This is a genomic window from Streptomyces sp. NPDC020362, assembly GCF_040642095.1.
Taxonomy (GTDB): domain Bacteria; phylum Actinomycetota; class Actinomycetes; order Streptomycetales; family Streptomycetaceae; genus Streptomyces.
This window is the reverse complement of record NZ_JBFAET010000116.1, coordinates 1-14,424: the sequence shown is the minus strand read 5'-3', so window position 1 is coordinate 14,424 and position 14,424 is coordinate 1. Positions and strand designations below refer to the sequence as shown.

Annotated in this window: 8 protein-coding genes and 2 pseudogenes; 4 read left to right on the top strand and 6 right to left on the bottom strand. The window is 71.8% G+C overall.

From position 1 onward, the window contains the following. The first annotated feature begins 354 nt into the window (after positions 1-354). Positions 355-1,092, top strand: coding sequence for an MIP/aquaporin family protein (locus AB0H32_RS31330; RefSeq protein WP_361127399.1), 738 nt, complete (start codon positions 355-357; stop codon positions 1,090-1,092). A gap of 21 nt (positions 1,093-1,113) precedes the next feature. Then, positions 1,114-2,634, top strand: a complete 1,521-nt coding sequence (gene glpK, locus AB0H32_RS31325; RefSeq protein WP_361127396.1) for a glycerol kinase GlpK — start codon at positions 1,114-1,116, stop codon at positions 2,632-2,634. Positions 2,635-2,752: 118 nt separating this feature from the next. Here glpK and AB0H32_RS31320 read toward each other — a convergent pair whose 3' ends face one another. From AB0H32_RS31320 to AB0H32_RS31300, 5 genes are read right to left on the bottom strand one after another with little or no spacing between them, the layout of a single operon-like run. Continuing rightward, positions 2,753-3,358 carry an ATP/GTP-binding protein gene (locus AB0H32_RS31320; RefSeq protein WP_361127393.1) on the bottom strand — a complete coding sequence of 202 codons (606 nt, stop codon included), beginning with the start codon at positions 3,356-3,358 and terminating at the stop codon, positions 2,753-2,755. Further along, entirely contained in the window at positions 3,339-6,977 is a 3,639-nt protein-coding gene (locus tag AB0H32_RS31315) for a hydantoinase B/oxoprolinase family protein (protein ID WP_361127391.1), read from the bottom strand. Before AB0H32_RS31315 ends, AB0H32_RS31320 begins: the two co-directional genes overlap by 20 nt. Before the next feature lie 24 nt (positions 6,978-7,001). Continuing rightward, on the bottom strand, positions 7,002-7,397 hold the full coding sequence (locus tag AB0H32_RS31310; RefSeq protein ID WP_361127389.1) for a DUF742 domain-containing protein: 396 nt from the start codon (positions 7,395-7,397) through the stop codon (positions 7,002-7,004). 9 nt (positions 7,398-7,406) lie between these two features. Beyond that, entirely contained in the window at positions 7,407-7,841 is a 435-nt protein-coding gene (locus tag AB0H32_RS31305; RefSeq protein ID WP_361127387.1) for a roadblock/LC7 domain-containing protein, read from the bottom strand. Further along, positions 7,838-10,687 carry a nitrate- and nitrite sensing domain-containing protein gene (locus tag AB0H32_RS31300; RefSeq protein ID WP_361127384.1) on the bottom strand — a complete coding sequence of 950 codons (2,850 nt, stop codon included), beginning with the start codon at positions 10,685-10,687 and terminating at the stop codon, positions 7,838-7,840. The genes AB0H32_RS31305 and AB0H32_RS31300 overlap by 4 nt, the downstream gene beginning before the upstream one ends. A gap of 419 nt (positions 10,688-11,106) precedes the next feature. Between AB0H32_RS31300 and AB0H32_RS31295 the strand changes: the two genes are divergently transcribed. Together AB0H32_RS31295 and AB0H32_RS31290 are read left to right on the top strand one after the other, a co-directional pair. Then, positions 11,107-11,640, top strand: a complete 534-nt coding sequence (locus tag AB0H32_RS31295) for a hypothetical protein (protein ID WP_361127381.1) — start codon at positions 11,107-11,109, stop codon at positions 11,638-11,640. Between the two features lie 258 nt (positions 11,641-11,898). Continuing rightward, positions 11,899-12,189, top strand: a pseudogene (locus AB0H32_RS31290) (GMC family oxidoreductase N-terminal domain-containing protein); the annotation flags it as partial. 139 nt (positions 12,190-12,328) lie between these two features. Here the strand turns inward: AB0H32_RS31290 and AB0H32_RS31285 are convergent. After that, positions 12,329-14,424: pseudogene (locus tag AB0H32_RS31285) on the bottom strand (hypothetical protein); the annotation flags it as partial.

Here is a 14,424-nt window from a genome sequence, read left to right as displayed (position 1 = left end):
TGCCGTGCCGGGACGTTGATCCCTCACGTGTGGGAAGGACCCCGTGAGTATCCGCTCCCGGGAAACCGCTGTCATCGTTGCCGTCGGCGACCTTGACGGTCCCTCTGCGCCGGTGAACACTTCCCGGTGTCAGCCGACATCGCCGTACATTCTCGGCGTTATCAGGCACTGCGCCGTGGGCCTTTCCTCATCCACGCTGCGTCCCCCTGGGCGATCCGGCTGCGACGGCACGCTCGTCACGGACGCCGGGCGGGGATCGGGACCCTCCCTGCATTCGGCTGAAGTCGCCAAGGGAACCGTTTCTGCACGGAGGGCCGGGGCCGCTCGCCCCGAACCGGCGCCTAGGGAGCCGCCATGAGCAACGGAGACATCTTCGTCGGCGAAGTCATCGGCACCGCGATCCTGATCCTGTTCGGTGCCGGTGTCTGCGCCGCCGTCACCCTCAGACACTCCAAGGCGCGCGCCTCGGGGTGGGTCGTCATCGCGTTCGGCTGGGGGTTCGGCGTGCTGGCCGGCGCCTACACCGCGGCTCCCCTCTCCGGAGGCCAGCTCAACCCCGCGGTCACCATCGGCATCGCCGTCGACACCGGCAAGTGGGGCAAGGTCTGGGTCTATCTGCTGGGCCAGTTCGTCGGCGCGATGCTCGGCGCCGTCCTGACGTATCTGGTCTACCTGGCCCAGTTCCAGGCCAATGTGCACGAAGAGGACCCGGCGGAGGAGCCGACGCCGACCCTCGGCATCTTCTCCACCGTCCCGGAGATCCGGAACCCGGTCGCCAACCTCGTCACCGAGATCATCGCGACCGTCGCGCTCGTCCTGCCCGTCCTCGCCTTCGGGCTGACCAAGGGGCTCGGCGAGTCCGGCACCACCGTGCTGATCGTCTCGCTGCTCGTCGTCGGCATCGGACTGTCCCTGGGCGGGCCCACGGGCTACGCCATCAACCCGACGCGCGACCTCGGCCCCCGGATCGTGCACACCTTCCTGCCCATCCCGAACAAGGGCACCTCCGACTGGGGATACGCCTGGATCCCGGTCGTCGGCCCCCTGATCGGCGGGGCGCTCGCGGGCGTCATCTACAACGCAGCCTTCTGATCCAGCGACCAAGGGGTAGCCATGACGGACACCGCCGGGAAGTACGTCGCCGCCATCGACCAGGGCACCACTTCGAGCCGCTGCATCATCTTCGACCACGGTGGCGCCGTCGTCGCCGTCGACCAGCGCGAGCACCGCCAGATCTTCCCCAAGCCGGGCTGGGTGGAGCACGACGCGACCGAGATCTGGTCCAAGGTGCAGGCCGTGGTGGCCGGGGCGCTCGCCAAGGCCGGGCTGCGCGCCGGCCAGCTGAGTGCGCTCGGCATCACGAACCAGCGGGAGACCACCGTCCTGTGGGACCGCGCGACGGGCAAGCCCGTGCACAACGCGATCGTCTGGCAGGACACCCGCACCGCGGCGCTGTGCCACGAACTGGGCGGCGCCGACGGCCAGGACCGCTTCCGCGACCAGACCGGACTGCCGCTGGCCAGCTACTTCTCCGGGCCCAAGGCGGCCTGGCTGCTGGACAACGTGCCCGGCCTCAGGGATCGCGCCGAACGCGGCGAGATCGCCTTCGGCACCATCGACTCCTGGCTGATCTGGAACCTGACCGGCGGCACGGACGGGGGCCGGCACGTCACCGACGTCACGAACGCCGGCCGCACCATGCTGATGAACCTGGAAACCCTCCAGTGGGATCCCTCCGTCCTCTCCGCGATGAACGTCCCCGAGTCGGTCCTGCCCGAGATACGGTCGTCCGCCGAGGTGTACGGCACCGCCGTCGGCCAACTCGCCGGGGTGCCCGTGGCCTCGGCCCTGGGCGACCAGCAGGCCGCCGTGTTCGGGCAGGCCTGCTACGACGTGGGCACCGCGAAGAACACCTACGGCACCGGCAGCTTCCTGCTGCTCAACACCGGCAACCGGCCGGTGCCGTCCAAGAACGGGCTGCTGACGACGATGGGCTACAAGATCGGCGGTGAGGCGCCGGTGTACTGCCTGGAGGGGTCCATAGCGATAACGGGCGCGCTCGTCCAGTGGTTCCGCGACCAGCTCGGCATCATCCGCACTGCCGACGAGATCGAGACGCTGGCGGCGAGCGTCGAGGACAACGGCGGTGCCTACATCGTTCCCGCGTTCTCCGGGCTGTTCGCACCGTACTGGCGCTCCGACGCGCGCGGGGTCGTCACCGGACTGACGCGGTACGTCACGAAGGCCCACCTCGCGCGCGCCGTCCTGGAGGCGACGAGCTGGCAGACGCGCGAGGTCGTGGACGCCATGTACCAGGACTCGGGGGTGCGGATCACCACCCTGAAGGTCGACGGCGGCATGACCGGCAACAACCTGCTCATGCAGCACCAGGCGGACGTCCTCGGCGTGCCGGTGATCCGGCCCCGGGTGTCCGAGACCACGTGTCTGGGCGCCGCCTACGCGGCCGGTCTGGCCACGGGTGTGTGGAACGACCTCGACGAGCTGAAGTCGCACTGGCAGCAGGACGTCCAGTGGACACCGGCGATGGAGGCCCGGGTACGCGACCGCGAGTACCGCAACTGGCGCAGGGCGGTGGAGAAGAGCTTCGCCTGGCTCGAGGACGACGAGGTCTAGGCGCCGGAGCGCGCTTCACGCGCGCGTGCCGTGTGCCCGGGGCGGGCACACGCGCGTGGCTCCCCACAGGGACCACGGCCCGTACCCCGGTCGGCGGGGGTACGGGCCGTGCCGTGGGTCAGGTGGTGACGGCCTGGCGGCGGCCGGCCGCGTACTCCATCGCGTGCTGGACGACTCCGATCAGCACTTCCTTGGCCGACTCCCGGTCGCGGGCGTCGCACAGCAGGACGGGCACGTCCTCGTCCAGGTCGAGGGCCTGGCGGACGGTCTCCGCGGGGTAACGGTCGGCCCCTTCGAAGCAGTTGACGCCGACGAGGAAGGGTATGGCGCGTCTCTCGAAGTAGTCGACCGCTGCGAAGCAGTCCTCCAGGCGGCGCGTGTCGGCGAGGACCACGGCACCGAGCGAGCCCTCGGACAGCTCGTCCCACATGAACCAGAACCGTTCCTGTCCGGGTGTCCCGAACAGGTACAGCACGAGGTCCTCGCGCAGGGTGATGCGGCCGAAGTCCATGGCCACGGTGGTCGTGTGCTTGCCCTCCACGCCCGTGGTGTCGTCGACCGGGCGCCCGGCCTCGGTGAGCGACTCCTCGGTGCGCAGCGGCCTGATCTCGCTGACCGCGCCGACGAGGGTGGTCTTGCCCACGCCGAAGCCGCCGGCCACCAGGATCTTGAGCGTGACGGGCTCGACCGGGGGCTTGCCGCGTTCAGAACGCCCGACGATCATCGATCTCTTCTCCTGCTTGATGGTTATCGGGCGACGGTCGGCCGTAGCCGCCGCCACCAGGGGTTTCGATGACGAGTACGTCGCCGGGACCGACGTCCGCCGAACCGCTTCCGCCGAGTTCGGTGACCGTGCCGTCGGCCCGCTCCACCCGGTTGGCGCCGAGCGCTCCGGGCTCGCCGCCCGCCATGCCGTACGGCGGCACACGGCGGTGCTGGGAGAGCGTGGAGACGGTCATGGGTTCGAGGAAGCGGATGCGTCGCACGGCGCCGTCTCCGCCGCGCCACCGGCCGGCCCCGCCGCTCCCCCGACGGACGGCGAAGTCCTCGAGCCTGACGGGCAGCCGCCACTCCAGCACCTCGGGGTCGGTGAGCCGCGAGTTGGTCATGTGCGTCTGGACCACATCGGCGCCGGGGAAGCCGTCGCCCGCTCCGGAACCGGAGGCGACGGTCTCGTAGTACTGGTGGCGCTCGTTGCCGAAGGTGACGTTGTTCATGGTCCCGGAGCCCTCGGCCTGGACGCCGAGCGCGGCGTACAGGGCGCCGGTGAGGGCCTGTGAGGTCTCCACGTTGCCCGCGACGACGGCGGCGGGCGGCTCGGGATCGAGCATGGATCCGGGTGGTACGACGATGTCCAGGGGGCGCAGACAGCCGTCGTTGAGCGGGATGTCGTCGGCGACCAGGGTGCGGAAGACGTACAGGACCGCCGCGTTGACGACCGAGAAGGGCGCGTTGAAGTTGGTGGCGAGCTGTGCGGAGGTGCCCGTGAAGTCGATGGTCGCCCGGCGCTCGCTGCGGTCGACGCGCACGCGGACACGGATGACGGCACCCGAGTCCGTCTCGTAGGCGTACTCCCCGTCGTCCAGGGCGTCGATGACGCGGCGGACCGCCTCCTCGGCGTTGTCCTGGACGTGCCGCATGTAGGCCTGGACCACGTCGAGGCCGAATTCGCCGATCATGCGGCGGACTTCGTCGACGCCCTTCTGGTTGGCGGCGATCTGGGCGCGCAGGTCGGCGAGGTTGGTGCGGACGTTGCGGGACGGGTGAGGCGCCTCGGTGAGCAGACGGCGGGTCTCCTCCTCCCGGAAGCGGCCTCTCTCGGCGAGCAGCCAGTTGTCGAAGAGGACCCCCTCCTCGTCGATGGTCCGGCTGTGTGCGGGCATGGAGCCCGGGGCGATGCCGCCGATCTCGGCGTGGTGGCCGCGCGAGGCCACGTAGAAGAGGATCCGCGGATCACTCTCCGTGTCGGTCGCGGGCCGGGGGTCGAAGACCGGGGTGATCACGGTGACGTCCGGCAGATGGGTGCCTCCGTGGTACGGGTCGTTGACGGCGTAGGTGTCGCCCGGGCGCATCGCGGTGCCGCGGCGGCGGATGACCTCTTTGACGCTGGTGCCCATGGAACCGAGATGGACGGGGATGTGGGGGGCGTTGGCCACCAGGTTTCCGTCCGGGTCGAACAGGGCGCAGGAGAAGTCCAGCCGTTCCTTGATGTTGACGGACTGGGCCGTGGACTCCAGCCGGGCGCCCATCTGTTCGGCGATCGACATGAAGAGGTTGTTGAAGACCTCGAGCAGGACCGGGTCGGCTTTTGTGTCGAGGTCGGAACTCTGCGTAATCGCCGCGCGTTCCATGAGCAGATGCCCGTCGTCGGTCGCCGCGGCCTGCCAGCCGTCGTCGACGACGGTCGTCGCGCCGGCCTCGGTGATGACCGCGGGGCCGGTGACGGTGTCGCCGGGCGGCAGGGTCTCCCGGCGGTGGAGGGGTACGTCGTGCCAGGTGCCGCCGGTGTGCAGACGGACGGTCTCGGGGGCGGCGGGCCGGCCTTCGTAGGGGGCGAGGGCGGACAGATCGGGGGGTGCGGTGATGCCGGTGGCTTCGACGGAGAGGGCCTCGACGACGATCGGGCGGTCGAGGGTGAAGGAGTACGTGGCGCGATGACGTTCTTCGAAGGCGTGCTTCATGGTGCCGGGCTCGGTCAGCTCGACGGTGAGGGTGGTGTCGGTGCCGTCGTAGCGCAGCTGGGCCCGGTGGGTGATCCCGATGCTTTCCTGTGGGACGTCCTCGGCGAGGAGTTCGGCGCGCGCGGCGGCCTCGAGGTCGTCGGCCGTCTTGCGGATGCCGGGCATCGAGGCGGCTTCCAGGGGTGCTTCGACGGACTGTTCGCGCATGGCCGTGGTGTCGGCGAGGCCGATGCCGAGCGCGGACAGGACACCGGCCATGGGGGGTACGAGGACGGTGCGGATGCCGAGGGAGTCGGCGACCCTGCAGGCGTGCTGGCCGCCCGCTCCGCCGAAGGTGGTGAGGGCGTAGCGGGTGACGTCGTGGCCTTTCTGGACGGAGATCCGCTTCACGGCGTTGGCGATGTTGGCGACCGCGATCTGCAGGTAGCCCTCGGCGACCTGCTCCGGGGTGCGGTCGTCACCGGTCCGCCAGCGGATCTCGCGCGCGAGGGCGGCGAAGCGGTCGCGGACCAGGGTGACGTCCAGCGGCTGGTCGCCGTCCGGGCCGAACACCGCGGGGAAGTGGCCTGGGTGGATGCGGCCGAGCATCACGTTGGCATCGGTGACGGTGAGCGGGCCACCGCCCCGGTAGCAGGCGGGTCCGGGGTCGGCGCCGGCCGAGTCGGGGCCGACGCGGTAGCGGGAGCCGTCGAAGTGGAGCACCGAGCCGCCGCCGGCGGCGACGGTGTGGATGTCCAGCATGGGGGCGCGCAGCCGGACGCCTGCGATCCGGGTGGTGAAGACGCGTTCGTACTCGCCGGCGAAGTGCGAGACATCGGTGGAGGTGCCGCCCATGTCGAAGCCGATGACGCGGTCGAAGCCGGCGCGCTGCGACATACGGGCCATGCCGACGATCCCGCCGGCCGGCCCGGAGAGGATGGCGTCCTTGCCGCGGAACTGACCGGCCTCGGTGAGCCCGCCGTTGGACTGCATGAACATCAGCCGCACGCCGCGCAGTTCGTCCGCGACGTGCCGCACGTAGCGCCGCAGTACGGGCGAGAGGTAGGCGTCGACGACGGCGGTGTCCCCGCGCGGGACGAGCTTCATCAGCGGGCTGACCTCGCTGGAGAGCGAGATCTGCGGGAAGCCGGTGTCGGCGGCGAGATCGCCGATCGCATGTTCGTGGGCGGGGTGGAGATGGCTGTGCAGACAGACGACGGCGACCGCGCGGATCCCGTCGTCGTACGCCTGCCGGAGGGGAGCGGCGAGGGCGTCCAGGTCGGGGGCCCGCAGGACGGTGCCGTCGGCGGCGATGCGTTCGTCGGCCTCGATCACCCGCTCGTACAGCAGCTCGGGCAATTCGATGCGGCGGGCGAAGATGCCGGGACGGTTCTGGTAGGCGATGCGCAGGGCGTCGCGGAAGCCACGGGTGATCACCAGAAGGGTGCGTTCGCCCTTGCGTTCCAGCAGGGCGTTGGTGGCGACCGTCGTCCCCATGCGGACGGCGTCGACGGGCTCCCCGGAACCGCCGAGCAGCTCGCGTACGCCGGCGACAGCCGCGTCGGCGTACCGGGCGGGGTTGTCGGACAACAGCTTGTGCGTCAGCAGACGGCCGTCCGGGCGACGCGCGACGATGTCGGTGAAGGTGCCGCCTCGGTCGACCCAGAACTGCCAGCCTGTCACGTCACTACTCCGCTTCCGCGCCGGTCACAGTGCCCGGAGGCCGTTGATCACGTCGCGCAGAATACTCTCGTCCGGCAGCTCGGCCGGGGGTACCGGCCGCGTCACATGAACGAGTTCCGCGTGCACGAGATCCCCGATGAGCACGCGCACCACTCCGGTGGGCAGGTCGAGCTCCGCGGCGAGTTCGGCGACCGACTGCGGTTCGTGACGGCACAGTCCGACGATCTCCACATGCTCCGGGGCGAGCGTCGGGTCCCCCTCCGGATCTCCCGCGCCGGGTTCGGTGACGACCACCGCGATCAGATCGAGGCGGTGCTGTGCCGGACTCGTGGTCCGTCCGCGCGTCATGGCGTAGGGACGGACGACCGGCCCGGCCTCGTCGTCGAACCAGTGGCTTCTTCCCTGACCGTCTCCGCTCATGTCATCCCACTACCCGCCTGCGGGCAGATCGGTGCGCGGAGCGGTACCCAGATGCACACCGACCCGCTTGACCAGGAGCGTCATCTCGTAGGCGACCTGACCGACGTCGGAGTCGGCGTCCGAGAGGACGGCGAGGCAGCTGCCGTCCCCGGCGGCGGTCACGAACAGGAAGGCGTCGTCGAGCTCGACCACGGTCTGCCGGACAGTGCCCGCCTCGAAATGGCGGCCCACCCCCTTGGCCAGGCTGTGGAAGCCGGACGCGACGGCAGCCAGATGCTCGCTGTCCTCCCTGGTCAGGTCCTTGGACACGCCCGTGGGCAGACCGTCGCCGGAGAGCACGACGGCCTTGCGGATGCTGGCCACCCGGTCGACGAGTTCGTCCAGGAGCCAGTTCAGCTCCATCTTGTTCGTCTCCGTGGAGCCCGTGGCCTTCGGTGCGGTCATGGACCGTCCCCCTTAGTCGTTCCGTGTGCTGTGCCGTCCTGGGCGCTGTCGCCCTCGGCGTTCTCCTCACGCCCGCGCTGCCAGCCGCGCTGCAGCGAGGCCATCCGGCTGCGGACCTCGTCGGCGTCGCGGTCCGCCGGCTGCGCCGCCGCTTCGGGGCGTCGTTCGGGCTCCTGCCTCAGTTGCGGAGCCAGGTTGGCCTGTCGTACGCGCCGGGGCAGCGGCCCGTTGCCGGGCCCGGGCTCCGGGGCCGCCCTGCCGGTGGGCGGAGCTGCATCGCTCAAGCTACCGCCAGGAGGGGTCGCAGGCCTGCGGGGCCGTCCGGGCAGGGCCGGGGCCTCGGAGGTCCCGTCCGTGCCGCCCGCCTCGGCCGCCGTGCGCCGGTCACCGGCGTCGGCGAGCCCGGTGGACCGCTGTGCCGCCTCGCCCCGGCGGCGGGTGGGCAGCGGTGCGAGTCCCCCCGTGTCGGGGCGGCGCGGGCCGGGGGCGGGCGGCTCGGCCGCGTCGCCGCGCCGGGAGCGCTGTTCGGTGACGGGCCTGCCGTGCGAGCTGACCAGCTTGGGCGTCTGCCGCCGGGGCAACGGTACGGGTCCGCCGGAGCGGTCACCGATCGCCCTGTCGTCGGCTGTACCGTCGGCGACCCCCAAGGAGGCCGGCTGATGGGAGTCACCCGGCCGGGCGGCTGCCGGTTCGTCGGCGCTGCGGCGGGAGCGCCGGGGGCGGAACAGCCCACCGCGCTCGCTCTCCGCGTCCGTGAGGGCGCCCGGGAAGCCGTCGACGGCGTCCAGGTCCACAGGGGCCTCCAGCTCGACCGGTCCGTCCAGAAGGGAGGTCGGCGGTCCGGGCAGCTGCACCGGCGCGTGCGACCGGGCGGGGGTGAGGCTCGCCGCCTGCCCGGCTTCCCTCGAGGGGCGGTCCCGGTCGAGGCGGAAGCCGATGCCGTTGGTGTCCGGGACGTCGTCGGTGAGCAGGGTGTCGGGGATGAAGACGACGGCGGTGGTGCCACCGTAGGGGGACGGTTGCAGGGAGACCCGGACGTTCTGGCGCTGGGCGAGGCGGCTGACCACGAACAGGCCGAGCCGGTCCGTGTCGGAGAGTTCGAACTCGGGGGTCTCGGCGAGCCGGAGGTTGGCGTCCAGCAGTGCCTCGGCCGCCATGCCCAGGCCCCGGTCGTGGATCTCCAGGGTGAAGCCGTTGGCGACCCGATCGCCGAGCACCTGGACGGCGGTGTGCGGCGGCGAGAACACCGTGGCGTTCTCCAGGAGTTCGGCCACCAGATGGGTGAGGTCGGCGACGGCCGGGCCGGTGACGGCGACGCGCGGCAGGCGTCGGACCTCGATGCGTTCGTAGTCCTCGACCTCGGCGACGGCGGCGCGGACGATGTCCATCAACTGCACGGGCCGGCGCCACTGCCGCGAGGGAGCGGCACCGGACAGGATCACCAGGCCCTCGGCGTGCCGGCGCATACGGGTGGTGAGGTGGTCCAGGCGGAAGAGGTCGGCGAGTTCGTCGGTGTCCTCGGTCCTGCGTTCCATGGTGTCGAGCATGGTGAGCTGCTTGTGCAGCAGCACCTGGCTGCGCCGGGCGAGGTTCACGAAGACCTCGGAGACACCGGCCCGCAGTGCGGCCTGTTTGACGGCAGCCTCGACGGCGGCGCGCTGAAGGGTGTTGAGCGCCTGGCCGACCTCACCGATCTCGTTCTTGTCGTACTCCAGCCGGGGCACCTCGGTCTCGACGTCGACCTGTTCACCGGCGGACAGGCGTCGCATCACGCTGGGCAGCCGCACACCGGACGCCTCGTGCGCCTCCAGGCGCAGCTGCCGCAGATCGCGGATGAGGCTGCGGCCGACGCGCACGGACAGGACGATGGAGAACAGCAGGGCGACGAGGCCGAGGACGCCCGCGACGGCCGCCTGCATGATCACGCTCATGGCCACGGGCCGCATCCGGTCCTGGAAGCGGTCGCCGGCCTGGTCGTCGAGGGTGCCGAGACCGTCGAGAACGCCGCCCGCGGCGGAGTCCCAGCTCCGGGCGGTGACACCGCGCGGGGTTCCGGCATCGGTGGCGACGGCGGTCTCCTCGGCCACACGCAGCGGGGCGGTGGTGGCGTTCTTCCAGAAGCGTTCGTACCGTTCGCGCTCTCCGGCGGGCAGCAGCGGCAGATTGGTGTCGTACAGGAGGGTCCGCTGGGCGATGAGGTCGGAGATGTCGCGGGTCTCGTCGTGTGAGAGTGTGCCGACCACCAGCGAGGAGCCGAGCAGGGCGTCCTCGCGGGAGAGCAGCTCGCGGGCGCGGCTGATGTTGACCAGGGCCTGGCCCTGCTTCTCGATCTCGACGTCGTCGATGCCGTCGAGGGCGGAGAGCAGCGAGTAGCAGGGGTCCACGAGCTGGTTGTAGCGATCGAGGGCCTGGGCGCGGTTGACCGTGCGCTCCTCGACGCTGCGGCGCAGGGAGTCGAGGCCGTCGAAGGCGTCCAGGACGGCGGTGAGGCGCTCGGACTCGTCCGCGTCCATGGCGTCGAGGACGTCGTGGTCCCCCGCGTTCTTCCGGATCTTGGCGACGGCCCGGTCGGTGGCGGCGCGGGTGCGCTGCAGCGCCGAGAGGGCGTCGGCCGCACGCGGGTCGGCGAGGTAGACGAGGGTCTGGCGGCGTTCCTGCTGCAGGACGCGCACCGTGTCGTCGGCGGGATAGCCGATGTGCTGCACGACATCGGTCACATGGAAGAGGCGAGTGACTTCACGTCCTGTGAGCACCGTGGCGAAGCCCCAGACGGCGGTCAGGGAAAGCAGCGGCACGAGAAGCAGCGCCACGATCTTCCGGCGGATCGACTTCCCGCGAAAGCGCATGGCCTCCCCCAGCTCGACCCCCGCCGGCCGGGGGTACACATGTCCGTCAACAAACGGCGCGAGCCTACTACCGCTGCACAGCTAACTCGAAGACACGTCCGGAGGATGAGTCTCCGTTCTGGCAGTGAGAGATGGCGAGTTGTCCGGGCATTGCGGGAGATTGCGCCCGGGATGCGCGCGCCTGCGCCGGGACGGCCGAAGCAGTACGGACAAGTGGTTGGCTGGAAGTTTTCGCAAGGAGGGAATCTTCAGGGGCCGTTGTTCGTCCTTCTCTACGGGAAATGGGGGCGGAATCGGCCACAGGAGCCGCATCCCGCACCCCGGCGGCGTAAATCAGCGCAAGCCGGGCAGCCACTGGGGAGTCGGCGTCTACGGGCACCGGGGCGAGCGGTCTGCTGGCGGTGGGGAGTGACACGGTGATGGGGACGGCGGAGCGGCGCGAGGCGCCCGAGGAGAGCGGGGCGGAGCGCTCGGCGGCGCGTCGGCGCCGGCAGGCACCGGATCGCGACATTCCGGCGCCTGAGGGTGCCGGGGCGTCCGACGGGTGGCAGCAGGAGCCGTACCACCGGCCGCTGTGGGTCGAGGAGCCCATGCGGCGGCGCCGCATGCCGGACCCGGTGCGTACGGCGGCGGTGCGGGCGGTGCTGATCATCGCGGTGACGCTGATCCAGGCCATGGTGGCGTTCCTGTGCACGCTGGCGGGCTCCTGGCCGGCGTTCCCGATGGTGATCAGCAGCGTGGTCAGTACGGTGGTCGCCACCTGGGCCGTGGTCGACGTGTGGGTGACCCGCCAGGTGTGGAATCAGCGGTACGGCGTGGTCTCCGAGCCGAGCAGCACGGCCCGATCGCTGCGCCGCGAGCGCCGCGCCCATCGGCGTCAGGAGCGGGCCGCCCAGCGGGAGCAGGAGCGGATACGCCGACGGGGCGGCACCGGGCAGCTGTCGCACTCCTGACCTTCGGACGGGCCGGCTCGGGTACCCCTGTGCGGCAGGCGCGGGCCGCGGCAGGCGGGCCGGGCGCGCCGCTCGGCACCCCCGGTCCCCACCGTCCTCACGGCCCTCACAGGCCTCGTGGCCCTCACAGTGGGGTCCTCGCAGCCCTCGCAGCCCGGCCGGCCACCTGCTTCTCCTCCCGCCCGAGTGCCCGCTGGGCCCTCATGAAGGGGTGGGGCGGTTCACGGAGAGTACGGCGACCGTGCGGCCGTTCCGTTCGTGGTGCGCGAGAAGGCTGCCCTCGTGCACACGCGGACGGTACGGGCCCGGCGTGAGGTGATCGTCTCGTGCGGCTCGATCGGCTCCCCGAAGCTGCTGATGCTGTCGGGCATCGGCCCGGCCGGGCATCTGCGCGAGATCGGCGTCGAGGTGGTCGTCGACTCGGCGGGCGTCGGTGAGAACCTCCAGGACCATCCCGAGGGCGTCATCATGTGGGAGGCGCAGCAGCCGATGACCACCACGTCCAGCCAGTGGTGGGAGGCGGGCGTCTTCTACGACACCGAACCCGGCCCGGCCCCCCGGACCTGCGACGATGATGATCGGGGAGAAAGCGCGCGGACTTTTTGAAGGAGGACGCGCAGAGCGGCTCGGGACACCGAGAACTGCGCGACCAGCCACGAACGGCCCGCAGTTCTCCACCTGCCGGACGCTAGGGCGCACTCGGCGACGGCTTCTTGAACATCCGGGTCGCCGTGATCTCGCTGTGCACCGCTTCTCCGGCCTGGGGCTGCTGGGGCAGACCGGGCCGGAGGTGTTCCTCCACGCTGATGTACTTCAGGCCCGCCCTGAGGTCGGCGTCGTTGCGCAGCCGGATCACCAGCGGGAACTCGGCGAGCGCGGTCGTGTCGAACAGGCCGGTGGTGTACAGCAGCTGCACGCCCAGGGCGTCCGACACGGCCCGCTGGAGCTCCAGCAGGTAGGTCGCGTTGGCGCGTCCGATCGGGTTGTCGAGGAACAGCGTGCCCGCGTGCCGCTGCTTGTCGCGCCCCCGGTCGTTCGACCGGAGCGCCGCCATCGTGCAGTACAGCGCGATGGCCGCGGTGAGCAGCTGGCCGCCGGAGAACACGTCGCCCATCTGCCCGACGGGCACCCGCTCGGCGCGCAGTACGGCGTCGGGCTTGAGGATCTCGACGGCCACGCCCTTGGGCTGGAGTGCTGCCGCCACTCCCCTCAGCAGCAGGGACACGCCGTCGCGGCGCAGGTCGGAGTTCTTCTTCACGGCCGCTCGCGTGGCTTCGTCGATGACCTCGCCGAGCCGTTCGGTGAGCGTCGCCTGGTCCGGCTCCTCGAAGCGGATGCGCAGGAACTCCTGCCCCGACCACTCGCCGAGCCCTTCCGGCAGCCGGGAGAGCCGCTGGGCGGAGCGCAGGGTGGCGAGGGCCGACTCGACCAGTCCCCTGAGCCGGTCCACGATCGAGTCCCGGTTGCGCTCCAGCTGGGCCAGCTCGTCGGTGAGGACGCGCAGCCGGGGCGCGAACGCGTCCGCCCACTTCTGGGCGTGCTCGGGCAGCGCGGAGGCGGGCAGCTCGCGGATCTGCTGCCGGGCGGGGGTACGCACCTGCTCGTAGCGCGTGGAGTTGGCGTGCCGGACGAGTACGTCGCTGGCCTCCCGCACGGTGGACTCGGCGGCGGAGAGGTCGGCGGCGCAGCCGCGCAGCGAGCGGCGTGCCTCGGCGGCCGAGTGCCGGGCCTCCTCCGGGCTGCCCGGATAGGGCTCCGGCTCCTCCTGCTCCTCCTCGGGGGCGTGCTCGCGCAGCAGGTCGCGGAGCATCGCGGCGATCTCGTCGAAGCCGCTCGCCGCGTCCTCGGCGGCCCGGTGGGCCTCCAGCAGCTCGGCGTGCGCCTCCCGGGCCTCGGCCAGTGCCTCGGTGCGGGCGGCGAGTTCGGCCGTTGCGGTGCGCAGCAGGGCCTGGGCGTGCTCGGCGTCGCGCGGAAGGAGTTCCTCGGTCAGCTCGGTGTGTGCCTCGCCGTCCTCGGGGGCGTGCCGCTCGGCCTCGCCGCGCAACCGTCCGAGCTGCTCGCTCGCGGTGGACATCCGGGTCTCCAGGAGCTGCACCAGCTCCTCCGCACGTGCTGCGGCGGCCTGCCGGGATGGGCCGTCCGAGCCGTCCGGCGACTGCAGCAACAGCTCGGCGCGGGTGCGGACCTTGTTGCTGAGCCGGTCGAGTTCGGCGCGGGCGGCGCTCTCGTCGCTCTCCGCGCGGGCCTGCTCGGCGCGCAGGTCGGCGCCGACGCCGACCTTCTCGTACACCTGGGAGGCGGCGCGGTAAGCCTCGCGGAGGGCGGGCAGGGAGGCCTTCGGGGCGTCCGCGTCGTCCTCGGGTACGTCGTCGGGGGCGCCGGCGATCTCGGAGCGCTCGGCGCGCAGCGCACGCGTGGTGCGGCGGGCGTCGTCGGCGGCGCGCTGGGCTGCGCGGCGGTCCTCGTCGGCGGCGCGGGCACGCTCCAGGCAGACCTGGGCCCGGGCCTCCGACTCGGCGGCCTCGTCGGCGAGTTCACGCAGCTTCACCTGCCAGCCGGCGCGCTCGCGCAGCCGGAAGGCGAGTCCGGCGAGGGCGTCGGCGGCGCGCCGGGCCTTCTGCGCCGCCTCCTGCCGCTCGTCGCGGATCTGCACGGCCTCGGCGGCGACCTCGTCGGCCTCGGCCCGCGCGGTGCGCGCCTCGGCCAGCTCCGCCTCGGACTCCTCGGCGAACGTGCGGGCGTCCCGGGCGGCCTCGGCGTGTTCGGCGAGCCGGCCGGCCGGGC